We start from the raw sequence: 24962 nt of genomic DNA on the forward strand, positions 1-24962 counted from the left end.
TCGGAGAGTGCATTGATTTTATTTCGGTACTTAACTCGCGAAGTGTTACTGACGATGTCTGCTGTGGCGGGCATTTTGCTGCTAGTGATCATGGGCAGCCGTTTTATCCGCTACTTTTCAGATGCCGCCGAGGGTGACTTTCCGGTCACGATTCTAGGCAGCCTGATGGTCTTTCATCTGCCCGGTTTTATGGAGCTGATTCTGCCGCTGTCGTTTTTCCTCGGCATTCTGCTGGCCTATGGGCAGCTCTATATGAACAGTGAAATCACCGTGATGGTGGCCTGCGGCATGAGCCCAACACGGCTCTTTCGCGTGACGCTGCTGCCAGCCTCCGTGGTGGCGGTGCTGGTGGGCCTGTGTAGCCTGTGGTTGACCCCTGCCGGGGCGTTGAAAACAGAAGCCGCCTTAGAAGAGCAGCGCAGCCGTCTTGATGTATCGGTGCTGGCGCCAGGGCGTTTCCAGGATTTCGGCGGTGGTCGCACAGCGTACATTACCGATTTCAGCAGCGACGGCACTGAAATGCAGGAAGTGCTTGTGCATGAGCAGCCCATGGCTGGGGCGGAAAAGACCCATAGCTATATCACGCGGGCGGGGTCTGGGTACCAAGAGACGCGGGTGGATACCGGCAGCCGCTTTTTAGTGCTGGAAGATGGTGAACGCTATGGCGTGACGCCCGGGCGGCAAGATGCTGAGCGCTTAACGTTTGAGCGCTATACGCTGCGTTTGGGGCTTAGCCGGGATCGTCAGGAGCTGAATTCACTGGAGTACGCGACCACCGAAGATCTTTGGCAAAACCCCGACCCACGCGCTCAAGCGCAGTTTCAGTGGCGGGCAGGGCTACCCTTAATGGTGTTTGTTCTGGCGCTGCTGGCCCAGCCGCTCTCTCGGGTGAACCCGCGCCAAGGACGTTTTGCCAAACTGCTTCCGGCGGTATTTCTTTACGTCGCTTATTTAAGCCTGCTGCTAGCCGCGGTGGATGCGATTGGCAGTGGCTCGCTGGCGGTGGCGTTGGGCGTGTGGCCCGTGCATGGCTTGTTCTTAGGGCTTGGGTTGCTGCTGCTATGGCACTCACAACGTAAAGGAATGCGCTAATGCTCATCGCTATGGATCAAATGGATCGCTATATCGCCCGCAACGTGCTGGCAGCGATTGTGGTAGTGCAGTTTGTGCTGCTGGGGCTGGATATCACCATTGCTTACATCGGTGATTTAGGTGACACCCAGGGCGACTATAGCGCACTAGACGTGCTGCTCTATCTAGGTATGAGGTTGCCCTGGCGCTTTTATCAATATGCGCCGGTGGCGGTGCTGATTGGCGCGCTGATTGGCCTTGGCAGCATGGCGTCTAGCAATGAACTTACGGTGATGCGTGCTGCCGGGCGTTCGCTGGCGCGGATTGTGTGGGGCGTGATGAAGCCCGTGCTGCTGGTTGTTGTGGTCGTGCTGCTGGTGGCAGAGTTCGTTAGCCCACGGACCGAGCAGTACGCCGAAGCCTGGCGCTTAGAGCAGCGCCAAGGCGAGGGGGCCATGCTCACCACGCGCAGCGGCTGGCAGTTTGAAGGCAACAGCGTCTATCGCTTCGGTGCCATTCGGGCGGATAACGTCGTGCTGGATTTAACCCGCTACCGCTTTGATGAGCGCCGTTTAATCGAAGCGACCCATGCCAATCGTGCCCACTGGGAGGAAGGCGCTTGGCTGCTGGAGGGCGTGACCACTACGCGCATTTTTGATGATCGTACCGAATCAGATTACCAGCCCAGTGCGGCTTGGGAGACAGCGCTGACACCCACTCAACTAGAGCGGCTACTGCGGGATATTGAAAGCCAAGCGCCTAGCGAGCTGTGGGCCTATGCCAACTTTCTGCAAAGTCAGAACCTGCAGGCAGACCAGCCGCTGCTCTACTTCTGGCAGAAAGTACTGATGCCGCTCACCATGGGGTCGCTGGTGCTAATTGCCGCCTCGTTTGTGTTTGGCCCGCTGCGCTCGGTGGCGGCGGGCACGCGGGTGTTTTATGGCGTGGTGACCGGCTTGGTCTTTAAGTACGTTCAGGATTTGCTAGCGCCCGCGTCTACCATTTTTGGTTTTTCACCCGTTTGGGCTGTCTTAGTGCCAACCCTTGCCTGTGCGGCAGTAGGGATCTACTTCCTGCGTCGCAATGGCTAGTAACGGCGCAGCGGTTAATAAAGAGGAAAGACGTAGTGACGAACACGCGACGCTTTACCCAGTTAGACGATGTTTGGCCAGCAGGGCTGGCTCGCCGTTTAGGGGCCATGCTGTATGACGGTTTCTTGGTCACGGCGATCTGGATTGCCGTGACGGTGGTGCACCTGGCGTTGTTCCGCTTTGTGTTTGGCCAAACAGCGGAAGAGATTGGCACTACAGCCTTCGATATCTGGAGCCTGCGGCTCATGCTGCTGTTTTTTGTCACGCTGTTTTTCGTGTATTCCTGGCGTCGTGGGGGTATGACGCTGGGTATGCAGGCGTGGCGGCTGCGGGTACAAACGCTGGATGGCCATGCGATTACGCTACAGCAGAGCCTGATTCGCTGCGTGACCGCGTGGCTCTCTCTCGCGGCATTCGGCATCGGCTACTGGTGGGTGCTATTTGATGGGCAGCGTAGAAGCTGGCCCGACATCGCTTCTAAGACAGAGACCGTCGTGCTTCCGAAAAAATAATGTTTGAGCGATTTTTACGGAAATAGCCCACTAACCAACGGGTTATTGCCTGCCTTACTTGCCTTAAGGCGAATCGATACTAAAGAACAACGTTTTCTACTTGAAAAGATGTATGCGAATCATTTACATTCACCTCATGAATTTTATGAGGTGTCGCCATGTACGTATGTGTGTGCAAGGGAGTAACCGATCATCAGATTCGCCAGCAGGTTAGCGACGGAGCGCGCAGCTGGCGAGAAGTTCGCGAAGCCACCGGCTGCGCTACCCAGTGTGGTAAGTGCGCCTGCTTTGCCAAATCGCTCACCCGCGAGGCCGTTCAGGCCGCTCGTGTAGAGTCTGATATGAGTCTCGCTTACGCCGTATGACGCGAATCACTCTTGTTAGGCTTATCGTTAGCAAATAATTGATTTACTTGAGTTTTAATCCCTCTGGCTGATACTCTCAACATCGTTGGGAGTTAGTCTTTTTATGACCTATACTCCTTGATTAACGTGATGGTGCTTTCCATAACAGCACTTTGCAGAACACTGCTGAAAAAACGTTCTGTGCAGGGTATGGTTAAGACGGCACGCAACTACTGTACGCAGAAACTGTACGCAAAAAAGGTGACGGCATGAAAGGCGATCCGAAGGTACTTCAGCATCTGAATATTGCGCTGGGTAACGAGCTGGTAGCGATTAACCAGTATTTTCTACACTCCAAAATGTACAAAGATTGGGGTCTGAAAACCCTCGCTAAGTGGGAGTACGACGAGTCCATCGAGGAAATGCAGCACGCTGATAAGCTGATCGAGCGTATTCTGTTCCTGGAAGGTATTCCGAACCTGCAAGATCTCGGCAAGCTGCACATCGGCGAAAACGTTAAAGAGATGCTGGAGTGCGATCTTAAGATTGAGCACGACGGCCGCAACGACTACATCGAAGCCATCACCTACTGTGAGAGCGTCAGGGATTACGTGACGCGCGATCTGCTGCGTGACCTGCTGGCGGATGAAGAAGGCCACATTGATCATATCGAAACGCAGCTCAAACTGATCGAGCAAGTGGGTATCCAGAACTACCTGCAAACGCATATGGCGTTGGCTACTGACGAAGGGTAAGCCAGCGTCTGCTAGGCAACGGTCGACACAGTTCGCACCCAACGTCAGCAAACCAAAAACGGGCAGCCTCTAGAGGCTGCCCGTTTTGCGTTTCAAGGCAAGATGGTGGCCTGATATTTACCGGCTGTTAGTGGCCAGCGCGGCGTCTTGATCCAGCGCACCAGGCACCGGCTCGTCTACGCTAAAGGTGGCGCGGCTGAGGCGGCGTACGCGCTTCATAAATAGCGCAATACAGATCAGGGTGCCGAGTGCTGCGACGATGTAGCTGGTTTGCAGCGGCAGGTTAAAGCCAATCGGCGCGTAGGCGAGGTAGGTGAAGGTCGCCATGGTCATAAACACCGCAGGAATCGAGGTGATCAGGTAAGGCTTACGCGATAGCACTAGATACATCGTGCCGGTCCAGAGCGCAATCACGGCGGTGGTTTGGTTGGCCCAGGAGAAGTAGCGCCATAGCAGCGTGAAATCCATGTGCGTGAGCGCGTAGGACGCCACAAACAGCGGCAGTGCAATCAAAATGCGCTTAACGATGGGCTTCTGCTCTATTTTTAGGTAGTCGGCAATAATCATCCGTGCGCTGCGGAAAGCGGTATCACCTGAGGTGATGGGCAGTACGATTACCCCCAGTATGGCCAACGTGCCGCCCACAGCGCCCAGCATGGTGGTGGACACTTCGCTCACCACGGCGGCCGGGCCACCCGCTGCCAGCACATCGGAAAGCGACTGATCACCGTGGAACAGGCTCATAGCGGCGGCTGCCCAAATCATGGCAATCACGCCTTCGGCAATCATCATGCCGTAGAAAATTTTGCGTCCGTTGGTTTCGTTTTCCGTGGTACGCGAAATAATCGGCGTTTGGGTAGCATGGAAGCCAGAAAGCGCGCCGCAGGAGATGGTTAAGAACAGCAGCGGGAAGATCGGGGCGTTATCCGGGTGCATGTTCTGGAACGACAGCTCGGGAATAGGCGCGCCTGTGACGATTAAACCGATACCAATGCCAGCGGCGCTAAACAGCAGCAGCGCACCAAAGTAGGGGTAAATACGCCCAATGACTTTATCGATCGGCAGCAGCGTGGCGATCAGGTAATAGGCAAAAATCGCCAGGATGATCAGCGTGAGCGACAGCGATGTCATGTTGGCCAGCAGTGCTGCCGGTGAAGTGACAAACACGGTACCGACTAACAGCAGCAGCAAAATCGCAAAGCCATTCACCACGTGCTTCATTGTTTTGCCCAGGCATTTACCCGCTAACTGGGGTAGGTGGGCGCCGTGGTTACGGATGGAGATCATGCCGGTTAAGTAGTCGTGCACCGCGCCTGCAAAAATACAGCCAATCACGATCCATACAAACGCCACCGGGCCATATAACGCACCCAGGATAGGGCCAAAAATCGGTCCCACGCCGGCAATGTTAAGCAGCTGAATAAGCGAGTTGCGCGTGGTATTCATCGGCACGTAGTCGATGTCGTCGCGCATACTGAACGCCGGTGTTTGACGCTTGCGGTCCGCGACAAATACGCGCTCGACAAACTTGCCGTAGGTAAAGTAACCCACGACTAATAGCACTATCGAGAGAATGAACGTAATCATGTAAAGCACTCAACTGGTCAGGGAGGGTGTCAAGCGGACAGCCATACAGCAAGCCGCGCTTATTTAGCCGGGGTGAATGTACAGAGACGTACCGATAAGTGCTTTACGACTTTAGTGGCCCGCGACGTTAGTCGCTGATCCGTCAGCAAAAAAATGGGCAGCCCTGAGGCTGCCCGGTTTGTAATGGTGTCAAAAACGGCATCAATAGAGCATTAAGAAGAGACAACGCCGCAGGCCATACGAGCACCGCCGCCACCCAGGTGTGGCTCATCCGCGTAAGTATCGCCCCCAGCGTGAATCATTAGGCTGCGGCCCGGCATGTCTTCCATGCTGAGGCGCGGGGCCAGCACCGGCAGGTTGGCTTCGCCGTCCTCATTGACGGTGAGCACGGGCAGGTCACCCAAGTGGCCTTCACCGTAGGGGCCTTGGTGAGTGCCAGCCTCTTCTGGGTCGTAGTGGCCCCCGGCCGACAGCGCGGCAGTCATTTCGCCGCTGTCGTTTTCGGCGGGTTCGCAGCTGCTATTTTGATGGACATGAAAGCCATAAACCCCCGGCTCTAAATCCGTCAGTGAAGGGGTCAGTAGAACACCATGCTCGGTATGCTCAACGGCCACCGTGCCGATGGACTCCTCCACACCGTCGGCGCTGACCTTATGCATCTCGACATCCAGCGACTCGTTAGCGTGAACCGCCGTGGCCAACAGCATGCTTGCGGCAATACCGGTAAGGGGTAGTGAATAGCGCATCTTGGTTGCTCCTTTCCTTATCCATGGAAGCCCTAAAAAGGGGCGCTATTACAGGGTAGCTGCCCACCGCTTAACCCGCCAACGTGAGCGTCTGGTCGCACACTTTCTCAATCAATACTGGGTCGTGGCTGACGAGCATCACCGCACAGGCCTGCTCGCGGGCCAGTTCCACCAGCAGGCTGAGTGTCTGCTGCTGAGTGACGGGGTCGAGCCGTGAGGTGGGTTCATCGGCAAATAGAAAGCGCGGTTTGAGCAGCAGTACGCGCAGAATGGCAAAACGCTGCAGCTCTCCACCGGAGATCTCACCCGGTCGGCGGCTCAACAGATGCTCGTTGAGACCCAAACGCTGCATCAAGGGGGCAATCGCGCGCTGCTCGAAGCGGTGGCGGCGCTGCAAATCCTCCAGCAGTTGGGTCAGGCTCCAGTGGGGTGAAAAAGCGGCGGGTGGGTCTTGGTAGAGCTTTTGGCGGCCAAGCCTCGGCATCTCGTGGGAGATATCAACGCGGCCAGCATTGGGGCGTGTCACGCCGAGTAGAATATCGCCCAGCGTGCTTTTGCCACAGCCGGAGGGGCCGACAACACCGACGATTTCGCCGGGGCGCACGCTGACGGAAAGATCGCGAAACAGCTCGCGCCCACCACGCTCTATGCGCAGCGCATCCGCACTGATGACGGGTGCCTGGGCGCTGCCCGTGAAAGAGGGCGGGTCTGGCCAGCGGCTGGGCTCCGCCCCTAATAAGCGCTGGGCATACGCCGTTTTTGGATGGTTGAGCAGCACGTCCGCCGGGCCACGTTCAACGGCCTGGCCCTGACGCAGGATGATGACTTCGCCCCCTAACCGCCTGGCGACCTCGATATCGTGGGTAATCGTCAGCAGTGCGCCGCCTCGGTTGGGCGTGTGGGCAAGCAGTTCGACCACTTCATCCCGACGCGGGGCATCCAGGCCCTTGGTAGGCTCATCGGCAATCACGATGGGCGCGCCCGCCGCACTGGCGGCGGCAAACGCCACCCGCTGGGCCATGCCGCCGGAAAGCTCACCCGGCAGCTTGTTCAGCGCCTGGGCTAAGCCCAAGCGGTGTAGCTCGTCACTGGCGGCTTGGCGGGCGGCTTGCGACGTTTTTCCCGCCACAAAACGGTGTGTTTCCGCGACTTGCGCATGCGCGCGCATGGTGGGGTCGAGCGCATGCCAGGGCTCTTGAGGCAGTAGCGCCAGGGTTCGCCCCCATAGGGCGTGGCGGGTAGCGGGTTCTGCTGCCGCAAAGCGCTTTCCGGCGATTTCCAGCGCACCTTGGGCGCTAAGCCCAGCAGGCAGGGTGCCCATAATGGCTTGAGCAATTAGGCTCTTGCCGGAGCCGGTTTCGCCCAATAGCGTTAGGCGCTGACCGGCTTCCAAGGTAAAGCTGATCGGGGCAATGGTGACGCCGTCCCCACTGATCGCTAAATCACTCGCCTGCAGCAGCGTGGTGGTTAAGGTCATCGATGTCATCGCGGGTCCTTCCCAGCCAGTAGGTTTAAGCTCAGCACCACCACGAACAGAACGACAATCGGCTGTGCCATCGCCCAGGGGGCTTCGTGGTAGTAGGGCAGCAGTTCGATCATCATCAGGCCAAGCTCGGCGGAGGGTGGGCGCAGCCCAACACTCACAAACCCAAGCGCCGCCATCGCAAGAATGGCGCTGGCGGCGCCAAAGGCTGCCAGGGTAAACACCTGGGGGGCCAGCTCCGGCCACAGATGGCGGCGAAACAGCATCACCGGGCCAAAGCCGAGCAGGCGGCTCGCTTCGATTTGTGGCGAACTCACCAGCGCCTGGGTGCGGGCACGCACCACGCGGAAATACTCGATCCACAGCACCAGCGAAATGCCCACGTATAGCGCCCAGAAATTGCCGGGTGCAATGGCCACCAGCAGAAGCACTAACAGCAGGCCAGGCAGGGCGAGACAGGCATCCGCGATGCTACCCAGCACGCGGTCACACCAGCCGCCTCGCCAGCCGGCCATGACACCCAGCAAAACGCCAGGAATGGCAGCGGTGGCGACGCTCAGTAGCGCCATGCCCAGCGAAAGCTGAATGGCTGACGCCAAGCGTGCCAGCATGCTGCGGCCCAGGTGGTCGGTGCCGAAAGGCTCGGCCAGCGAAGGTGTCTGCAATATGCGCGTGAGCTGCTGACGGGCAGGGTCGGCATCACTCAACCAGGGCACGAGCCAGGCAAAGGCCAGTAGCAGCAGGAGTAAGCCCGCGCCCCACCCCTGACGAACCGTGAGGGATGGCCAGTAACGGCGCGAAGGGCGTGACGGCGCACGCGACGCCGGGGAACGTGATGAGGAAGCAGGCATCATGCGCGGCGTCTCCGTGGGTCGAGTAGGTAGCAGGTCATATCCACCGCTGTATTGAGCAGCACGAACAGCAGCCCCATCACCAGCGCGGTGCCCTGAATCATCGGCACATCCCGGGCCACGATGGCGTGAACCAGGGCGTGGCCGATGCCCGGCCAGGCAAACAGGGTTTCCACTACCACCACGCCTTCAATCAGGTAAACGAACTGCACGCCCAGGTACGCCACCACGGGCACCGAGGCGTTGCGCAGGCCATGGCGCCAAAAGCTTTGCCGTGCGCTGAGGCCTTTGGTGTGAGAAAAGGCGTAGTAGGCGGAGTGGGACACTTCTGCCATGGCGTTACGCGCCACGCGGCTGGAGACGGCGGCTAAACCTAGCGCCAGCGTCAGCGCAGGCAGCACGGTGTGCGCGGTGCCGCCATGGCCTGCGGCAGGTAGCCAGCCCAGCGTGACCGCAAACAGCATGATCAGTAACAGTCCCACGGCAAAAGCGGGCAGGGCGCGCAGCACGCTAGCGGCTACTTCACTCACGCGATCCAGCACGCCACCGGGTTTGCGCCCTGCGGCCAGGCCCAGCGGTGGGCCAATCAGCAGCGAGAGCAGCACCGCGATCACGGCTAGGCTGAGCGAGTGGCCTAGCTGGTGGGAAAGCTCCTGGATCACCGGGCGACCGCTCACCAACGAGTGGCCTAAATCCAGCTGCAGCAAGTCCCACAGCCAGCCTGCATATGCGCTCAGCCCCGGCTGGTCGAGCGCCAGCTCTGCACGCACGGCTTGCGCCGCTGCACCGTCGACCATATCGTGACCATAGCGGCCGGCCGCAATGCGGTAGGCCATATCCCCCGGTAGGGTGCGGGTGAGAACGAAGGTCAGCGTGCCAACCAGCCACGCCACTAACCCCGCCTGAAAAAGCCGCGACAGCAGCAGGTGGCTAAGCCCTTGGTTTGCGCGTGAGATCACTCTGCCCACTCCAGTTGGTCAATGCGGTAGCTGCGCTCTAGCGGGTCGATAGAGAAGCCCTCCAACTGCTGGTTTACCGCCGCCGTTTGCTGATACCAAGCGATGGGAATGAGCGGCATTTCTTGATGCAGGCGTTCGGCCACGAGCGGCGCGAGATCCGTAAGCGTCTGCTCATCGGTGGCTTGGCGAAGGGTATCGAGCCACTGAGCAACATCTTCATCGCGCCAGTTCATGGTGCCCCAGTCGCCGCCCATGGCGTCTGGGTCGCTGCCAATATCGTCTAGCAACGAGCCCAGCGGGTTCGGCACTAAGCCATAGTTGCGGCCCGATAGACCCACTTCCAGGCTGTCGTCGTGGTGGCCAGAGGGAATCTCGCTGGCGTTGGTCACAGCGACTTCCAACGCCACGCCAATCTCCTGCCACTGGCTTTGCAGGGCGGTGGCCACTAGCGGAAGCTCGGGACGGTCGGCGTAGGTGCGCAGGGTCAGCGCGAAAGGCTCGCCATTGCGCTCCAGCATACCGTTGCTGCCCGTCTGCCAACCGAGTTCCGCTAGCAGCGCTTTGGCGCCCTCTACATCTTGGGCAGCAGTGGTCTCCAGGCTCAGGTGCCACGGCCCTAGGCTTGCTGGAAAGAGTTCAGCCGCGGCAGCCTCTGGCGTGCGAAGCAGGCCGGCGGCAATGCCTTGCCGGTCAATCGCCATGCTCAGCGCTTGGCGGGCGCGGGCATTGTCCAGTAACGCGTGTCCAGCGTTGAGCTTCAGCATGATCGTGCGCGGCAGCGGTTCGCTATGCAGCGTTAGGCGGGCATTGCGGGAGAGCCGCGCTTGGCTGGCGGGGTCGAGGGTAAACACGATATCTGCATCGCCGCTCTCCGCCATTAATGCGCGGGTTTCACCACGGCTCACGGCGAGATAGCTGGCGCTGGCAATGGCGGGCGCGCCGCCCCAGTAGTCATCGAACCGCGTCACGGTCAGGCGTTGGGGCGGGCTTAGCTCCTCGACTTGGTAAGGGCCGCTGCCGATCATCGCGACGACATCGCCCTGCGCATCGAACGCGGCTTCCGCTAAAATCAGCGCCGTCGAGTGGGCCAGCAGCGCAGGCAGCGGCGAGAAGGGGCTATCAAGCGCGATCACCACGTCACGTCCATCCGCGCTCATGTGGCGAATGGGGGCGCTGTCGAGAATGCCGGGCTTGGCCAGCGCGGCTTCCAGGCTTGTCAGCACGGCGCTAGCCGTAACCGCGCTGCCGTCATGGAACGTCGCGCCTTCGCGAAGGGTAAAGCGCCACACCAAACCGTCATCAGAAACCTGCCACTCAGTGGCAAGCCCCGGGGCAAGCTGGCCTTCGGCATCGGTATCCACCAAGGTTTCCGCTACGCGCATACGGCCAAATACGTAGCCGGAGGTGGCCGGGCCGGCGCTCTTGATTTCCCAAGGGGCGACGATATCCAGCCGTTGGTCAGCCGCCCAAAGCGTAGAGGCGGTCGGCAAGGCAAGCAGTAGGGTAACCCCCGCAGCGAAGGCGCGCTTCATAAGGAACTCCTGATGGATTTAAAAAGTTATCTTATAACATAACGATTGTCTTGGGTAGGTTTGTGAATGTCATTCTCATTTACCCAGTGGATGACATTAGCGCGCCAAGTCGCGACAATAGCCCGCGATTCCACATCTCTGTTTTATGTCCCTGTTTCATGTTTCTGTTTCATGTCCAAATGCTCTGCCTATGTATCAAGGAGTTCCATGCAGCCACTTAACATCCTTTATCAGGATGAGCATCTTGTAGCGGTGCATAAGCCGTCAGGCCTGTTAGTGCACCGCTCAGCGCTGGCGCGTGGGGAAACCGAGTTCCTGCTTCAGCGCCTGCGCGACCAGCTCGGCAAGCGGGTCTACCCGGTGCACCGGCTGGATCGGCCTACCTCCGGCGTGATGGTGTTTGGCCTCTCCTCCGAGGCGGCCGCCCTGCTTAGCGAAAGGTTTAGCGAACGCCAGGTAGAGAAGCGCTACCTAGCGGTGGTGCGGGGCAAGGCACCGGAGCAGGAGCGGTTGGATTACCCGTTACGGGAGGAGGACGGCACGCGCCCCAAGGCGGAAATGCCCGCCATGCCCGCGATGACCGATATTCGCCGCTTGGATAGCGTAGAGCTGCCAGTACAGGTAGACCGCTACCCCGTTGCGCGCTACTCGCTGGTGGAAGCACGGCCGCTGACCGGGCGACGGCACCAAATTCGCCGCCACTTATCCCGCCGTGGCTACCCGATCATTGGCGACGCCAAGCACGGCAAAAGTGTCCACAACCGCTTTTTTGCCGAGCAGCTGGCCGCCCCGCGGCTGCTGCTCGCCGCGACCTATTTAGCGTTTGATCACCCGCTGCTGGATAAACGCATTCAGCTCAGCTGCGCCGTGGATGAGATGATGAAAAATCTGTTCGAGCAGTTTGGCTGGCAGGGGCATTTACCGCTAGATAGCGTGCGAACGCCGCCCATTGCCACGCCTTCTGCCCTGCAAGCACTGTGAGCCAGCCCATGTCATTGAATGAATCCACGACTTCCTCTAGCGATTATGACTTCCGCTTTGGCGGTATTCGGCGCCTTTATGGCCAGCGTGCGGCGCAGGCATTTCGCCGTGCCCATGTGGTGGTGGTCGGGGTTGGCGGCGTGGGCAGTTGGACGGTCGAGGCGCTCGCCCGCTCGGGCATCGGCAAACTCACGCTGATCGATCTGGACGACGTGTGTGTCTCCAACGTTAACCGCCAGCTCCACGCGCTGGATGGCACGATTGGCCAGCCTAAAGTAGACGTGCTGGCCGAGCGCTGCCGCCTGATTGCTCCTGAGATCGAGATCATCGCGGATACCGCCTTCGTCACGCCCACCAACCTGGCCGAGCGCATTCCTGAGGATGCCGACCATGTGGTGGATGCCATTGATAGCGTGATTGCCAAAGCGGCGCTAATCGCTTGGTGCAAGCGACGCAAAATCCCGATTACCGTCACCGGCGCGGCGGGCGGGCAGACCGACCCCACGCGTATTCAAGTGGCGGACTTGACCCGCACCGAGCACGACCCGCTGCTCTCCAAAGTGCGCTCGCGGCTGCGCCGGGATTACGGCTTCTCCCGCAACCCTAAACGGCGTTTCTCGGTGGAGTGCGTCTACTCCGACGAGCAGCTGGTCTACCCCAGTGCCGACGGCGAAGTGTGCCTGCAAAAGCCCGGCAGCCACGAGGCTACAAGGCTCGACTGCGCTTCCGGCTTTGGCGCGGCGACGTTTCTCACCGGCACTTTTGGCTTCGTGGCCGCCTCCAAAGTGCTGGAGCGCCTCGCCAAGAAAGCGAATCAGCCCGCCGCCACTCAAGCCATTCATGAGGAAAACGAATGACTACTCCCGTTCCCGGCATTTACCGCCACTACAAAGGCAGCCTTTACGAAGTGGTGGGCACCGCCCAGCACAGCGAAAGCGAAGAGCCGCTAGTGGTCTACCGCGCGCTCTACGGCGACTACGGCCTCTGGGTGCGCCCGCTAGCAATGTTTACGGAGAGCGTGACGAAAGAGGGGAGCACCCAGCCGCGCTTTGCGTTGGAGAAGGCGTTTTAGCCCGTATCGATTGCGCCACTAGTGCACTTATTAATTGCCGCCCCCTGTTGTCAGGGAGGCGGCATTTTTGTAGTTGTGATTGCTTATATTCCATAATTAGCTATCTTTATAACAATAATTGGCGCGTAGGCGTCAAGCAGTCATACTCACGTATCTAGGAGATAAGCATGAAGACCTTCGCCCTATCTCAAAGCACCGGTGCGGGGTCACCCGACGTGGCGGGCTTTTTTGATCCGCGCACCTTTAGCGTTCAATACATCGTCAGCGACCCTACTACCCAGCAGTGCGCGATTATTGACCCGGTGCTGGATTTCGACGAGAAATCCGGCGCAACGGCGACTTTCTGCGCTGATGCGTTGCTGACATATGTAGAAGAAGAGGGGCTAACGGTGGCGTGGATTCTGGATACGCACCCCCACGCGGATCACTTTTCAGCAGCCCAGTACCTAAAAGAGAAGACCGGCGCACCGACGGCGATTGGCCAGTACGTCACGCAAGTGCAGGCCCTGTGGAAGGAGATTTATCACTGGCCGGAGATGCCGACCGATGGCCGCCAGTGGGACACGCTGTTTGTCGAGGGTGATACGTTTGCCATTGGTGAACTCAGCGCTCGCGTGCTGCACTCGCCAGGTCATACGCTGGCCTCCATTACCTACGTCATCGGTGATGCCGCCTTTGTGCATGACACTCTGTTTCAGCCTGATTTTGGGACGGCGCGCGCCGATTTTCCGGGTGGGGATGCCAAGTCTCTATGGGACTCCATTCAGCAGATTCTCACGCTGCCGGGCGATACGCGGCTGTTCACCGGCCACGACTATATGCCCGACGGCCGTGAGCCAACGTGGCAGAGCAGCGTCGATGAGCAGCGAGCCAACAACCCGCACTTGGTTGGCAAAAGCGAGGAGGAGTACATCGCCCTCCGCCACCAGCGGGATGGCGAGCTGCCCATGCCCAAGCTGATTTTGCACGCGCTGCAGGTGAATACTCGCGGTGGCCGTTTGCCGGAACCAGAAGCCAACGGCAAGCGCTATCTAAAAATCCCCCTGGATGCCCTGGAAGGTGCGGCCTGGGATTGATGTTATCCAAACCAATATGAGGTGTTGTCATGCAAACGAAGCCATTAGAGTCAGGCGTTGAGATCACCTCAGCGCTGACGGTGGATGAGTTGGAGGAGGTAAAAGCCCGTGGTTTTCACGCGGTGGTGTGTAACCGCATCGAGGGTGAGAGCGAGGACTTTCCCGACGAGGCGCGCTACCGCGAAAAGGCCGAGCAGCTTGGGCTTGCCTGGGTGCATATCCCCGTGAAGCCAGGCGAGTACGGCGAAGCTGACGTCCGCGCCTTTGCTGAAGCGCTCCAACAACTGCCGCGCCCTCTTTTGGCGTTTTGCCGCTCAGGTAAGCGGGCCACGCACCTGTGGGCCTACGCCAAGCGTCAGCACGAGCAGTGCGATTTGGCGGAACTGTTTGCGGCGGCTCACGCGGCAGGGGTGGATCTCGAAGAGCATCGGCATGCATTGGAAAGCACATAAGCAGCGCCCTTATATTCTTTTATATTCTATTCATATAATTTAATTGTGGTTTAAGCTGTGATTAGTGGCGCTGTGATGCGCCACAAAACAACAACAGCGGGGGCCTTATGAGTGCGCAACATGCGGCAGCTAACGATTCAGTCATTTTTGATGTCGTCATTATTGGCGGTGGGGCAGGCGGTATTTCCGTCGCGTCCAGCCTTTTAAAGCGGCAGCCTGATTTACGTATCGCGGTCGTTGAGCCCGCCGATCACCACTTTTACCAGCCCGGCTGGACCATGGTTGGCGGCGGTATCTTTACGCCAGAGTTCACCCGCAAGCCGATGGCTGAGGTCATGCCCGACGATGTCGCTTGGCACCAGACCAAAGCGGAGCGCATCGACCCTGACGCTGAATGTGTTGAGCTTGCCAATGGCGAAGCGCTACGTTATCGCCGCTTGATTGTGGCCCCAGGGCTGGTCATTGATTGGACGGCCATCAGCGGCTTGGAAGAGGCACTGGGCGCTAATGGTGTGACCTCTAACTACCGCTATGATCTCGCGCCGTATACCTGGTCGTTAGTACAGTCGCTCAAGCAAGGAAACGCGCTGTTTACTCAGCCGCCGATGCCTATCAAGTGCGCAGGCGCCCCTCAAAAGGCCATGTACCTAGCCTGTGACTATTGGCGCAAGCAAGGGCGCTTAGGCCAGATTAAGCCCGCCTTCTGTAACGCAGGCGAGGTGCTGTTTGGTGTCAAAGAGTACGTGCCTGCCCTGCAGTCCTACATTGAGCGCTACGGTATCGAAACAGCGTATAAGCACCGCTTAACCGCCGTGGATGGCGTAGCCAAAGTGGCGCTGTTTGACGTGGCAGGCGAAAGCGGCAGCCAAACCGTCGAGCGGCCGTTCGACATGCTTCATGTGGTGCCGCCGCAAAAGGCCCCAGCATTTATCGCCGCTTCTGGACTCGGCAATGCCGGTGGCTGGCTTGATCTAGACGCCAATACGCTACAGCACGCTCGCTACCCCCATATTTTTGGCCTGGGGGATGCCAGCGGAACCGCCAATGCCAAAACCGCCGCCGCCGTGCGCAAGCAGGCACCGGTCGTGGCGAATAACGTGGTGGCGTCGCTGAATGATAAGCCACTTAGCGCAGATTACTTCGGTTATGGCTCCTGCCCGCTCACTGTCGAGCGAGGCAAAATCGTGCTGGCTGAATTTGGCTATAACGGCCAGCTGCAGCCCACCTTTCCCAAGTGGGTGAATGACGGCACCCGGCCCACCAGTGTGGCCTGGAAGTTAAAAGCGCAAGCGTTGCCGTGGGTGTACTGGCGACTAATGCTGCGCGGCAAGGAGTGGCTGAGCTAATCATGCAACTAGAGCGCTGGGTGCCGCTAATCGGCTGGCTGAAAACCTATCATCGGGGCTTGCTAACGCGAGATGTACTTGCCGCGGTGATCGTCACGCTGATGCTGGTGCCGCAAGCGCTGGCCTACGCCATGCTGGCAGGGTTGCCGCCGGAAATGGGGCTCTATGCCAGCATGCTGCCGCTGGTGCTATACGCCATCTTTGGCACCAGTGCGAGTTTGGCGGTAGGGCCGGTGGCGGTGGCAGCACTGATGACGGCCTCGGCGCTGAGCAGTTTTGCCGCGCCGGGCAGCCCGGAGTATATCGGTGCGGCGCTGGTGCTGGCCGCGCTCTCTGGGCTGATCCTTATCGCCATGGGCGTGCTTCGGCTGGGCTTTTTAGTCAACTTTCTCAGCCATCCGGTGATCTCCGGGTTTGTGACCGCCTCGGGGATTTTGATCGCGATCAGCCAGTTGAAGCACATTTTGGGGGTCGAAGCATCCGGCCATAACGTGGTGGAACTGCTGCGTGCGCTATTGGGCCAGTGGCAGCAGGTGAACGTCATAACGCTGCTGATTGGCCTTGGCGTTTGGGCGTATCTATGGGTGTGTCGCAAGCGCCTGAATGGTTGGCTGACCAAGCTGGGAATACCTGCCAGCTGGGCAGGGTTAATCGTCAAAGCCGCGCCTATTTCGGCCGTGGTAGTGACCACGCTGTTGGCCTGGGGCTTCCAACTAGAGCAGCGCGGGGTCGATGTGGTGGGCTTTGTGCCCAGTGGCCTGCCTGCCATTACGCTGCCGAGTCTGGATCAATCGTTGTGGCTCGGCCTGCTGCCGGCGGCGCTGCTGATTAGTTTGGTAGGGTTTGTAGAGTCGGTGTCCGTGGCGCAGACCCTGGCTGCCAAGCGCCGTCAGCGTATCGACCCCAACCAAGAGCTAATTGCGCTCGGCATGGCCAACCTTGGCGCTGGCGTGAGCGGTGGCTCGCCGGTGTCGGGCGGTTTTTCGCGCTCGGTGGTTAATTTTGAAGCCGGGGCAGCAACGCCGCTGGCGGGGGCTTTTACCGCGTTTGGGATTGTGTTGGCGACGCTGCTACTCACTGACTTACTGGCCTTTTTACCCACCGCCACGCTGGCCGCCACGATTATCGTGGCCGTGGGGACGTTGATTGATTTGCCTGCGGTAAAGCGAACCTGGCAATACTCCCGCAGTGACGGGGTGGCGATGGTCGCTACTTTGCTGCTGACCCTTCTGCACAGCGTGGAAGTGGGCATTATCAGCGGGGTGGTGCTCTCGCTGGGGCTACACCTTTACCGCACCAGCCAGCCCCACAGTGCGGTGGTAGGGCGGGTGCCGGGCACCGAGCATTTCCGTAATGTGAAGCGCCATCAGGTAGAAACCGACGAGCATGTCGCCATGCTGCGCATTGATGAAAGCCTCTATTTTGCCAACGCCCGCTATCTTGAAGATACCGTCATGACGCTGGCCGCCCGCTCGCCGTCGATCAAGCACATTGTGCTCACCTGTCAGGCAGTGAATGTCATCGATGCGTCGGCCCTGGAGAGCCTGGAGGCGATCAACGGTCGGCTGAAAGACGCTGGTGCCATGCTCCACTTGGCCGAGGTGAAAGGGCCGGTGATGGATCGCCTAACGCACACGGCGTTTTATCACGAACTCACCGGCCAAGTGTTCTTTACCACCTATGATGCTTGGCAAGCGTTGGCGCATCCGGCCAGTGCTGAGGTGGTGTCGGTGTGAAGTGGTGCTTTTACTCCCAGGCCGGGAACGGATCAGGCAACTGCAGCCATGTCTGCATCCCTTCTAATAGTTCGGCCTCGCTGAGTAAACAGTCGTCCAACGCTTCACGCATTCTCGCTTGGTCCAGGTTTTGGCCGATAAACACCAGCTCTTGGCGCATATCGCCAAACGGCTCCTGCCACTTTTCCATAATGAACTGGCGGTACTCCGGGTCTTCCGGCCAGTCGGTTTCTGGAATGGCCTTCCAGAACACGCCCGCCGGGCCGTGATGGGCAATGCCGCCTGCTTGGCTCCACTGGCCCGCATAGCGTGGGCGGGTGGCCAGCCAGAAGAAACCTTTAGAGCGCAGCAGGCCTTTGCCAAACCACTCCGCATTCAGCAGGTCGTGAAATTTCTGCGGGTGGAAAGGGCGGCGTGCATGATAGGCAAAGCTGCCAATGCCGTACTCCTCGGTTTCCGGTACGTGTTCACCGCGCATCTCTTTGAGCCAGCCGGGGGCCTGTTGGGCACGTTCAAAGTTGAATCTGCCGGTATCCAGCACTTTATCTAGCGGAACGCCGCCTTGAGAAATCGGTACCAGCTCTGCGTCCGGGTTGAGCGAGCGCAGAATCGCTTTCAGTGACTCAAGTTCGCTATCGCTGATCAGGTCGGTCTTGCTGATCAGTAGCACATCGCAAAATTCGATCTGATCCACCAGCAGGTCAGCGACATTGCGCTCGTCATCTTCACCTAAGCTCTCTCCTGCTTCGGCAAGGCTTTGCGCCTCTTGGTACTGGGCCAAGAAGTTCGCACCATCGACCACCGTGACCAGGGTGTCTAGCCGGGCAACGTGGGAAAGGCTCTGTCCGCTCTCATCTTCAAAGGTGAACGTTTCGGCAACAGGCAGCGGTTCAGAAATACCGGTCGACTCGATCACCAGGTAATCAAACTTGCCTTCACGGGCTAGCTGGCTGACCTCGACCAACAGATCTTCACGCAGGGTGCAGCAGATGCAGCCATTGCTCATTTCTACCAAGCGCTCCTCAGAGCGGTTCAATGCCACATCGCTGTCCAGCGTTGGTTCACCGGGGCCGCCACGCACCAGCGCACCGTCAATATTCACCTCGCTCATGTCGTTCACAATCACAGCCACTCGGCGGCCTTCACGGTTGGCCAGAATATGATTGAGCACGGTGGTTTTGCCGGCACCTAAAAAGCCGGAAAGCACGGTCACGGGTAAGGGGGAGAACGCAGCCATAGTGACGAGCACCTCTAAATGATTTAATGTTATGTAATAATATAACATTAAAGAGGCGCTGAAAATATATCATGCAGCAAGGCAGCAAGGCAGCAAGTGCTTAGGTACTCGCTGTTAACGTTTGTACTGTGTTGGGCAGTAGCCGCGCAGTACGTCAGGGGAGCGAAGTGCGGTATGTTTCGTTGAGCGTCCTGTCACGCGCTGCCGCCATAGACGAAACGAGGCAGGCTTAAGCTGGTAACGCATGACATCAATCACATCAGGTTCGCCAAGGCCGTAAAGTCGTTCGATGGCTTCAAACGGCGTGCGATCTTCCCAAGCCATTTCAATCACCCGCGACTGCTCATCGTCAGGCAGGCTGCGAAAGCGTTTTACAGCAGCTTTTGGCATCAGGGCTTCCTTCTTCAGGGTACACAGATAATGCATTGGGCCACTATGTTTAAATTGTACCAGTGTTGGACAGAAGAGAGTATGTGTACTGACTGTGGGAAAGTGAGTGGCTTTACTTACCGGCTAGAAGCGCGCGAAAAAGCCCATTCATAAGCACAGGCTCGTCGTGACGAATGCGAAAGCCCGCCTGTTGAAGCAAGGGCGTTGCTTGCCGAGTGATGTCTGTTGCGATAAACGAGGTCATGATATTGGCCGCTCGTCGCATAGCGCCAGCCGGTTGATGATCGGGCTGAAATTTATCCATCACGCACAGCTGGCCGTCGGGTTTGAGAACGCGATAGGCTTCTGCGAGACCCTGCTCAGGGTTGGGCATCACCGCCAAAATAAGATGCATGATCACGACATCGAAGTGTTCATCCTCAAACGTAAGCGCGCTTGCATCCATGACCTGACAATTGACGTCGCGTTGGTAGCGTTCGGCACGGTCTTTGGCACGCTTGAGCATGCCTGGAGTGAGGTCGGTAAGGTGGATTTCCAGCTCACGAGGAAGGAAGGGGAGGTCTAAACCTGTCCCGGCGCCGACTAGCAGCACGCGCATGCCTGGCTCCCAGTCGATTTGGTCAAGGGCAATCCGGCGCGCTCTGCGCAGTGCGCGGGACACCACGACATCATAGAGAGGGGCATAGGCGCTATAGCGAAAGCGGTTCCAGGCGGTCGTGTTTAGCATAGGCCCTCACAGGGGGAGTCGAGAGGCGGCGCAGTCATGACGTCGTGGACAGCACCTGTCGTGGTGAGTACTTAACATGGCTAGTACTTTTCATGGCTAGCATTTTTCATGGTTAGTACCTATAGCATGAACCGCTCAGAAGCTCCAAGGTAGGAAGGAGAAGCGCCAGCCAAGCGAGCTGGGCGAGAAGAGAGACATTCGGACAATTCGGCAGCAGTCTTATGCTGGTTGACCTATTTTTCGGAGGATGTGTCTTGCTGAAAACGAAGAGCCAGGCGTTCAATAAGTTCTAGCATGAGTTGTCGGTCATGGTGCTTTAAAGGGGCTAATATCGATTTAACTCGGTGAGTCTGATCATCGACATGAACACTTGCCTGGCCTAATAGCTCTGCGGCTTCGCAGTTGAATATCTCGGCTAATTCTAATAAGCGAACGATGTTGGGGATAACCCGCCCTCGCTCGATTCGAGAAACGGCTTCATTGCCAACCCCGAGGCGCTCAGCGACTTCCTCTTGGGTTAACTGGCTGCGTATCCGCTGTTTGGCGATGGCTCTGCCGATGTTGCTAGCTAGCCGTTTCTGTTCAATTTTATTCACACTGTCCTCCATATAACCTTGAATGGTTGGGGAACCGCCTATTGACATGAATGACTGTTTAGGTTGAATATCATCTTGATAGGTTGATAATGAACGGCGTGAACCATTTTTTTGACGGCGAACATTGCCGTTAAATAAGTTGCGCGGTTAAATCTATTTAAATTGGTCATTTAAGATAATTTGGACGATAGTCGGCTAGTTTTTAGTGGTGAGTGGTTTTGGCAGTTAGGCGTGATTGTTTAAATGCCTGAGATGCGTTTTAAAAAATTAATTGTTAAGGCGCTTAATTAAATGACCAAGTTTTTGCCGTGTAAGTGCTAGCGTAAATAAAAAAGAGTGTCGCTCATGTAGTACCCATAATTTTATGGTGCTCATGGGCAGTTTTTACCACTGGCAGTGGCAATAACGACGAGTAATGCTTTTAACAGCGCAGTTCTTGACTACCGCATTGCTCCACCACCGCAGAGACAATCACTGTATGGCTCAGGGATGATCACACAGCGGTCAATTCGGCTTTGAAAAAAGCGTTTGGCTTGCCAGCGTGGCTTACCTTTCAAATCCGAAGGCGCTTAATATCATGTCTCCCACGACGGCACCAGAAATTTTCCAACAGCTTGCTGATGGATTGTCCCTCGTCAATAAAGGCGGGTTTTTTCATCACCTAGCCCAAACCTTGGCGCAATTACTGCAAGTTGATCACACCTTGGTAGCCAGCGTTGATCGCACCGGTACGGCAACGCCCTTAGCAATGTGGTCGCAAGGGGAGTTTGTGGATGCTGATCCTTATGCCTTACAGGAAACGCCCTGCGAACAAGTAAAGGAACATGCCTGTTTCTACATCGCGTCTCAGGCGCGCGACCGTTTTCCCAACGATTCACGGCTATCCTCGCTATCCGTTGAGAGCTACCTGGGTGTGCCCATGACAAATGTGGCGGGTCGCTGTCAGGGTATTATTGTTTTGATGCACTCTCGCCCTTTAGCCTTGCCTCAATATGCCAATGAAGTGATGCGAATTATTGCGTCGCTAGCAGGCATTGAGCTTTCCCGGCAATTAGTTGGTCAGCAGGCTGATCAACGGATTGCCAGCAAGCAGCGTGAGCTCCGGCTGTTAAGTAGGGGGAACGATGCGCGCTTTCATGCCCGCGATGAGGCATCGTTACTTCAATCAGCTTGCCGGGTAGTCGTTGAAGTAGGAGGCTATACGGCTGCTTGGATTCATCAAGTATTGCCCGGGGCAAGTGCCAACCCAGAAGGCGCACTGCAAGCCTGTGCCGATGTGGAGGGGGATGTTTTAGGATGGTTAAGCCCAAAGCAACTGCTCATTGCGGGCTATAGTCGCGATATCATCTGCCAAGCGCTAACGCGTCAAGCTCCTGTCGTGTTTATACCGCAAAGCAGCCCCACCGCCTCTGGGCTTGAGACCACTCTAATGGCGTTAGAGGTCTGTGCCTTAATGGCGCTGCCGTTAATTTACCGTGGCCAGTTGCTTGGTGTGATATCGCTTTACCAGAGTGATGATACGCCCATTACCTCCGCTGAGGTGCGTCTCTTAAGCGAACTTGCCGATGATATTGCGTTTGGCATTGATAGCCTACGCCACCGTAAAGCGGAACAGCGTATTCAGCACGCGGTGGCCCAGGTAGCGACTGCTGTGTCTGCCCAGCACGGCCAAGCTTTTTTGACCCAGCTCACCGACCACATGGCCAATGCGCTGGCTGCGGAAGTAGGGTTTATCGCCACGCTAGATGAGCAGAATGCTAATGTTGCCAACGTCCTGGCGCTGTACGTCAACGGTACGCGCCAGACAGCGTTTAGTTACCATCTTGAGGGTGTGCCTTGTCAGGACGTATTAACTCAGCGTGAGTGTATTGTGCATGAAGGTGCTGGCATTCGATTGCCAGTAGAGTCGAATGGGGCACTGGAGTGGGTAAATGCCTATGTGGGACGGCGGCTGGATGACGCAAAGGGCCAGCCTATTGGCATTATTGGTGTGATGTTTAAGGCACCGCTGTTTGATACCCAAATCGTTACGACGGTGCTACAGATATTCGCCGCGAGGGCGGCATCAGAACTTGGCCGCCAGCGGGATGAAGCGCGTATACGCCAGCTCGCATTTCGTGATGCGGGCACGCAGCTACCTAACCGCACGGATTTTATACAGTGTCTTGAAGAGTGCGTGAGCGATGGTAGCAACGTGCCCTTCGCGCTGCTGTTACTCGACCTTAATCACTTCAAAGAGATTAATGACACGGCGGGTCATGATATTGGTGATTTAGTGCTTAAGGAGGTAGCGCATCGCTTCCGCCGTGTCTTACCCCAGGGAGATTACCTAGCTCGGTTGGGCGGGGATGAGTTTGTAGTGATCTGTCGGGGCACTGGCGACGAGAGAGAGGCTATGCAAACCGCTGATACGCTATGCGCTAGCCTAAATAAGCCAATTGTTATAGAGCAGCACTCGTCAGAGCTTTCGGTGAGCGTCGGTATTTCTCTTTTTCCTGCCCATGGGCAAACGTCGCAATCGCTATTAAAGCATGCCGATATTGCAATGTACCAAGCCAAGCGCCATAAGCTGACGGTCCGTACGTTTGAACACTGGATGGGGCAAGCCGTGGCGCAGCAGCTGCATATTGCCAAACGCCTGGCGATTGGGATTGCTAACCACTCTCTCTATTTACATTTTCAGCCTCAGGTGGATATGCGCAGCGGCCAATTGATTGGCGCCGAAGCGCTGTGTCGCTGGTGGGATAAAGAGTTAGGAGAGGTCCCTCCTGGGCAATTTATTAGCATTGCCGAAGAGCGCGGCATGATCGTAGCCTTAGGCAATTGTGTGATTGATCAAGCCTGCCGACAGTTAGCCGATTGGCAGCGCCAAGGGCTGCAGTTAAATGGCCAGTTGGCGATTAATATCGCCGCTGATCAGTTCGATGATAACGATTTAATTGCCACGCTCTTAGCAAGTTGCCAAGCCCATGGCGTGTCTCCGCAAGCCTTAAGTGTGGAGATTACCGAAAGCGGTATCATGACGCATCCTGATGACGCCATTGCGATAACGGAAGTGCTGAAAAGCCACGGAATGGGGCTCTCGATTGACGATTTTGGTACCGGCTATTCCTCCCTGGCATATCTTAAACGCTTTGCGGCGGACAAAATTAAGATCGATATCTCCTTTGTGCGCGATATGCTCACCAGCGATAACGACCGCATTATCGTGGCCACTATTATCGCGATGGCGAATACGTTAGGGCTGCAAACTATTGCGGAAGGCATCGAGTGCAAAGCGCAGAGTGATGCTTTGTTAGCAATGGGATGCACCCAGGCGCAGGGCTATTATTATGACCGCCCACTGGATGCGGAACAGTTCGCTCAGCGGTGGTTAAGCGCTCCAGCGGGTTGATATAACGTTTGCGAAGGGCACTCACCAAACTGCTGTTTATAGTCGTGGGCGAACTGCCCCAAGTGCCAAAATCCCCAATACGTCGCAATCTCAGTGACTGTTTGTGGCGGCTCTGCAGCGCGTAAAGCGCGGCGAACGCGATTCAGGCGCGTTAGCCTTAAAAACTGCAATGGGCTAATGCCTAAAATCGTCGTAAAGCTATATTGTAGCGTGCGTCGGCTCACATGGGTCAGTTCACACAGCGCGTCCATGGTGATGGGGGCGTCTACATGCGCGTCGACGTACTGCTTGACCCGGTCGACCACGGCTTTGCGATGTGCGTAGCTGGGAGGCAGCTTGCCACTGGGCTGTTGGGCATCTAATAGCTCTAGCAGGCCGGTCAAGAGAATATCCTGATGCAGCTTTTCAGCAATGGCTCCCTGCTGTTGGCCTAACAGCCGCTCCAATAGAAACAGTAGGGCGCGCAGCGTGGCAGGGTTCACATGCCGGCGGGGCGCGGTCATCCACTGCTCATCCAGCGCGATGCCCTGGCGTTCGGCGGCGGCATGTAATGCCGGTAGGCGTATCACCAGCCCGTAAATATCGAAGGCTTCCGGGGTCACCAATTCAAAATCGCGCCCGCCGGGGCGGCACATCACTTGCTGCGCGTCGAGTGGCTGCCCATTGATACGCGAGCCCGCTGGTCGGGTTGGAATGCCCAGCCATAAAGAGTTCTCCCACACCCGGCAATCCTGACGCAGCGCCTGGCCGGTGTGCTCTTTGAACACCTGAATGGCAGGCAATGCAATTTCATCCAGCCGCCCATAAAACCGCCCTGGGGTCAGCTGATCATACTGCTGCTGCCAGCGGGTGAGGTTTTGCGCATGCTCGTCAGCATCAAACGCTTCTTGAATGCACTTTTTTGGTGCGCTTTGGGTAGGCGTCAAGGTCATCACCAGCTCCTGACAGCGTGAATCAACCGCGTCCACGCCTTGTTGTCGTTATTAACCAGCTGTTTCTTATTGGTTTTTATAGCCTTGGTGTG

General features: G+C 57.4%; 24 protein-coding genes. 13 read left to right on the plus strand and 11 right to left on the minus strand.

Annotated features, from left to right (window positions below):
• Nucleotides 1-12 precede the first annotated feature (12 nt).
• From lptF to bfr, 5 genes are all read left to right on the plus strand, one after another.
• Nucleotides 13-1092, plus strand: coding sequence for an LPS export ABC transporter permease LptF (lptF, locus tag R0J87_RS01630; protein WP_498883909.1), 1080 nt, complete (start codon nucleotides 13-15; stop codon nucleotides 1090-1092).
• The gene (gene lptG, locus R0J87_RS01635) at nucleotides 1092-2162 is read left to right on the plus strand and encodes an LPS export ABC transporter permease LptG (protein WP_498883911.1); all 1071 of its coding nucleotides are present in this window, start codon (nucleotides 1092-1094) and stop codon (nucleotides 2160-2162) included. Before lptF ends, lptG begins: the two co-directional genes overlap by 1 nt.
• Nucleotides 2163-2197: 35 nt before the next feature.
• Nucleotides 2198-2674: an RDD family protein gene (locus R0J87_RS01640; protein WP_404344748.1), complete on the plus strand. Its 477-nt coding sequence runs from the start codon at nucleotides 2198-2200 to the stop codon at nucleotides 2672-2674.
• Between the two features lie 158 nt (nucleotides 2675-2832).
• Entirely contained in the window at nucleotides 2833-3039 is a 207-nt protein-coding gene (locus R0J87_RS01645; protein WP_188637597.1) for a (2Fe-2S)-binding protein, read from the plus strand.
• Nucleotides 3040-3287: 248 nt separating this feature from the next.
• Nucleotides 3288-3773 carry a bacterioferritin gene (gene bfr, locus R0J87_RS01650; RefSeq protein ID WP_498883914.1) on the plus strand — a complete coding sequence of 162 codons (486 nt, stop codon included), beginning with the start codon at nucleotides 3288-3290 and terminating at the stop codon, nucleotides 3771-3773.
• Between the two features lie 117 nt (nucleotides 3774-3890).
• Here bfr and R0J87_RS01655 read toward each other — a convergent pair whose 3' ends face one another.
• The 6 genes from R0J87_RS01655 to R0J87_RS01680 form a co-directional block, all read right to left on the minus strand.
• Nucleotides 3891-5360: a carbon starvation CstA family protein gene (locus R0J87_RS01655; protein WP_498883916.1), complete on the minus strand. Its 1470-nt coding sequence runs from the start codon at nucleotides 5358-5360 to the stop codon at nucleotides 3891-3893.
• Nucleotides 5361-5572: 212 nt separating this feature from the next.
• A complete protein-coding gene (sodC, locus tag R0J87_RS01660) occupies nucleotides 5573-6106 on the minus strand; it encodes a superoxide dismutase [Cu-Zn] SodC (protein ID WP_498883918.1) in 534 nt (177 codons plus the stop codon).
• 70 nt (nucleotides 6107-6176) lie between these two features.
• Nucleotides 6177-7592, minus strand: a complete 1416-nt coding sequence (locus R0J87_RS01665; protein WP_498883920.1) for an ABC transporter ATP-binding protein — start codon at nucleotides 7590-7592, stop codon at nucleotides 6177-6179.
• A complete protein-coding gene (locus R0J87_RS01670) occupies nucleotides 7589-8443 on the minus strand; it encodes an ABC transporter permease (protein ID WP_498883922.1) in 855 nt (284 codons plus the stop codon). Before R0J87_RS01670 ends, R0J87_RS01665 begins: the two co-directional genes overlap by 4 nt.
• Nucleotides 8440-9399 carry an ABC transporter permease gene (locus R0J87_RS01675; RefSeq protein WP_498883924.1) on the minus strand — a complete coding sequence of 320 codons (960 nt, stop codon included), beginning with the start codon at nucleotides 9397-9399 and terminating at the stop codon, nucleotides 8440-8442. The genes R0J87_RS01670 and R0J87_RS01675 overlap by 4 nt, the downstream gene beginning before the upstream one ends.
• On the minus strand, nucleotides 9396-10931 hold the full coding sequence (locus tag R0J87_RS01680) for an ABC transporter substrate-binding protein (protein WP_498883926.1): 1536 nt from the start codon (nucleotides 10929-10931) through the stop codon (nucleotides 9396-9398). Before R0J87_RS01680 ends, R0J87_RS01675 begins: the two co-directional genes overlap by 4 nt.
• 207 nt (nucleotides 10932-11138) lie before the next feature.
• Between R0J87_RS01680 and R0J87_RS01685 the strand changes: the two genes are divergently transcribed.
• The 7 genes from R0J87_RS01685 (at nucleotide 11139) to R0J87_RS01715 (ending at nucleotide 17594) form a co-directional block, all read left to right on the plus strand.
• The gene (locus tag R0J87_RS01685) at nucleotides 11139-11912 is read left to right on the plus strand and encodes a pseudouridine synthase (protein WP_498883928.1); all 774 of its coding nucleotides are present in this window, start codon (nucleotides 11139-11141) and stop codon (nucleotides 11910-11912) included.
• Between the two features lie 8 nt (nucleotides 11913-11920).
• Entirely contained in the window at nucleotides 11921-12769 is an 849-nt protein-coding gene (gene tcdA, locus R0J87_RS01690) for a tRNA cyclic N6-threonylcarbamoyladenosine(37) synthase TcdA (RefSeq protein WP_498883930.1), read from the plus strand.
• Nucleotides 12766-12984 (plus strand): DUF1653 domain-containing protein, encoded by a 219-nt coding sequence (locus tag R0J87_RS01695; RefSeq protein WP_089675157.1) that lies wholly within the window; start codon nucleotides 12766-12768, stop codon nucleotides 12982-12984. Before tcdA ends, R0J87_RS01695 begins: the two co-directional genes overlap by 4 nt.
• Before the next feature lie 167 nt (nucleotides 12985-13151).
• Nucleotides 13152-14060 carry an MBL fold metallo-hydrolase gene (locus tag R0J87_RS01700; RefSeq protein ID WP_498883932.1) on the plus strand — a complete coding sequence of 303 codons (909 nt, stop codon included), beginning with the start codon at nucleotides 13152-13154 and terminating at the stop codon, nucleotides 14058-14060.
• A gap of 29 nt (nucleotides 14061-14089) precedes the next feature.
• On the plus strand, nucleotides 14090-14512 hold the full coding sequence (locus tag R0J87_RS01705; RefSeq protein ID WP_498883934.1) for a protein tyrosine phosphatase family protein: 423 nt from the start codon (nucleotides 14090-14092) through the stop codon (nucleotides 14510-14512).
• Between the two features lie 107 nt (nucleotides 14513-14619).
• Nucleotides 14620-15858: an NAD(P)/FAD-dependent oxidoreductase gene (locus R0J87_RS01710; protein WP_498883937.1), complete on the plus strand. Its 1239-nt coding sequence runs from the start codon at nucleotides 14620-14622 to the stop codon at nucleotides 15856-15858.
• 2 nt (nucleotides 15859-15860) lie between these two features.
• Entirely contained in the window at nucleotides 15861-17594 is a 1734-nt protein-coding gene (locus tag R0J87_RS01715; protein WP_498883939.1) for a SulP family inorganic anion transporter, read from the plus strand.
• 10 nt (nucleotides 17595-17604) lie between these two features.
• Here the strand turns inward: R0J87_RS01715 and zigA are convergent, their stop codons facing one another.
• From zigA to R0J87_RS01735, 4 genes are all read right to left on the minus strand, one after another.
• Entirely contained in the window at nucleotides 17605-18831 is a 1227-nt protein-coding gene (zigA, locus tag R0J87_RS01720) for a zinc metallochaperone GTPase ZigA (protein ID WP_498883941.1), read from the minus strand.
• A 114-nt stretch (nucleotides 18832-18945) separates the two neighbouring features.
• Nucleotides 18946-19221, minus strand: coding sequence for a TIGR03643 family protein (locus R0J87_RS01725; RefSeq protein ID WP_498883943.1), 276 nt, complete (start codon nucleotides 19219-19221; stop codon nucleotides 18946-18948).
• 112 nt (nucleotides 19222-19333) lie between these two features.
• Nucleotides 19334-19948 (minus strand): class I SAM-dependent methyltransferase, encoded by a 615-nt coding sequence (locus R0J87_RS01730; RefSeq protein ID WP_498883945.1) that lies wholly within the window; start codon nucleotides 19946-19948, stop codon nucleotides 19334-19336.
• 233 nt (nucleotides 19949-20181) lie between these two features.
• A complete protein-coding gene (locus tag R0J87_RS01735) occupies nucleotides 20182-20544 on the minus strand; it encodes a helix-turn-helix domain-containing protein (RefSeq protein ID WP_404344773.1) in 363 nt (120 codons plus the stop codon).
• A 577-nt stretch (nucleotides 20545-21121) separates the two neighbouring features.
• On the opposite strand from R0J87_RS01735, the gene R0J87_RS01740 reads away from it, so the two are divergent.
• On the plus strand, nucleotides 21122-23938 hold the full coding sequence (locus R0J87_RS01740) for a bifunctional diguanylate cyclase/phosphodiesterase (protein ID WP_498883947.1): 2817 nt from the start codon (nucleotides 21122-21124) through the stop codon (nucleotides 23936-23938).
• Here R0J87_RS01740 and R0J87_RS01745 read toward each other — a convergent pair.
• A complete protein-coding gene (locus R0J87_RS01745; protein ID WP_498883949.1) occupies nucleotides 23908-24870 on the minus strand; it encodes a helix-turn-helix domain-containing protein in 963 nt (320 codons plus the stop codon). The two genes, R0J87_RS01740 and R0J87_RS01745, sit on opposite strands and share 31 nt — an antisense overlap.
• Nucleotides 24871-24962 lie beyond the last annotated feature (92 nt).

The organism is Halomonas sp. SIMBA_159 (assembly GCF_046536035.1).
Lineage (GTDB): Bacteria > Pseudomonadota > Gammaproteobacteria > Pseudomonadales > Halomonadaceae > Vreelandella > Vreelandella venusta_A.

What these genes read in the sequence shown, in the direction of transcription:
- R0J87_RS01725 (WP_498883943.1), bottom strand. Translation starts at nt 19,221, where the DNA reads ATGCCAAAAGCTGCTGTAAAACGCTTTCGCAGCCTGCCTGACGATGAG.
- R0J87_RS01680 (WP_498883926.1), bottom strand. Translation starts at nt 10,931, where the DNA reads ATGAAGCGCGCCTTCGCTGCGGGGGTTACCCTACTGCTTGCCTTGCCG.
- R0J87_RS01695 (WP_089675157.1), top strand. Translation starts at nt 12,766, where the DNA reads ATGACTACTCCCGTTCCCGGCATTTACCGCCACTACAAAGGCAGCCTT.
- R0J87_RS01710 (WP_498883937.1), top strand. Translation starts at nt 14,620, where the DNA reads ATGAGTGCGCAACATGCGGCAGCTAACGATTCAGTCATTTTTGATGTC.
- tcdA (WP_498883930.1), top strand. Translation starts at nt 11,921, where the DNA reads ATGTCATTGAATGAATCCACGACTTCCTCTAGCGATTATGACTTCCGC.
- R0J87_RS01705 (WP_498883934.1), top strand. Translation starts at nt 14,090, where the DNA reads ATGCAAACGAAGCCATTAGAGTCAGGCGTTGAGATCACCTCAGCGCTG.
- R0J87_RS01730 (WP_498883945.1), bottom strand. Translation starts at nt 19,948, where the DNA reads ATGCTAAACACGACCGCCTGGAACCGCTTTCGCTATAGCGCCTATGCC.
- R0J87_RS01655 (WP_498883916.1), bottom strand. Translation starts at nt 5,360, where the DNA reads ATGATTACGTTCATTCTCTCGATAGTGCTATTAGTCGTGGGTTACTTT.
- R0J87_RS01745 (WP_498883949.1), bottom strand. Translation starts at nt 24,870, where the DNA reads ATGACCTTGACGCCTACCCAAAGCGCACCAAAAAAGTGCATTCAAGAA.
- R0J87_RS01740 (WP_498883947.1), top strand. Translation starts at nt 21,122, where the DNA reads ATGTCTCCCACGACGGCACCAGAAATTTTCCAACAGCTTGCTGATGGA.
- bfr (WP_498883914.1), top strand. Translation starts at nt 3,288, where the DNA reads ATGAAAGGCGATCCGAAGGTACTTCAGCATCTGAATATTGCGCTGGGT.
- R0J87_RS01700 (WP_498883932.1), top strand. Translation starts at nt 13,152, where the DNA reads ATGAAGACCTTCGCCCTATCTCAAAGCACCGGTGCGGGGTCACCCGAC.
- zigA (WP_498883941.1), bottom strand. Translation starts at nt 18,831, where the DNA reads ATGGCTGCGTTCTCCCCCTTACCCGTGACCGTGCTTTCCGGCTTTTTA.
- R0J87_RS01665 (WP_498883920.1), bottom strand. Translation starts at nt 7,592, where the DNA reads ATGACATCGATGACCTTAACCACCACGCTGCTGCAGGCGAGTGATTTA.
- sodC (WP_498883918.1), bottom strand. Translation starts at nt 6,106, where the DNA reads ATGCGCTATTCACTACCCCTTACCGGTATTGCCGCAAGCATGCTGTTG.
- R0J87_RS01685 (WP_498883928.1), top strand. Translation starts at nt 11,139, where the DNA reads ATGCAGCCACTTAACATCCTTTATCAGGATGAGCATCTTGTAGCGGTG.
- R0J87_RS01715 (WP_498883939.1), top strand. Translation starts at nt 15,861, where the DNA reads ATGCAACTAGAGCGCTGGGTGCCGCTAATCGGCTGGCTGAAAACCTAT.
- R0J87_RS01670 (WP_498883922.1), bottom strand. Translation starts at nt 8,443, where the DNA reads ATGATGCCTGCTTCCTCATCACGTTCCCCGGCGTCGCGTGCGCCGTCA.
- R0J87_RS01645 (WP_188637597.1), top strand. Translation starts at nt 2,833, where the DNA reads ATGTACGTATGTGTGTGCAAGGGAGTAACCGATCATCAGATTCGCCAG.
- lptG (WP_498883911.1), top strand. Translation starts at nt 1,092, where the DNA reads ATGCTCATCGCTATGGATCAAATGGATCGCTATATCGCCCGCAACGTG.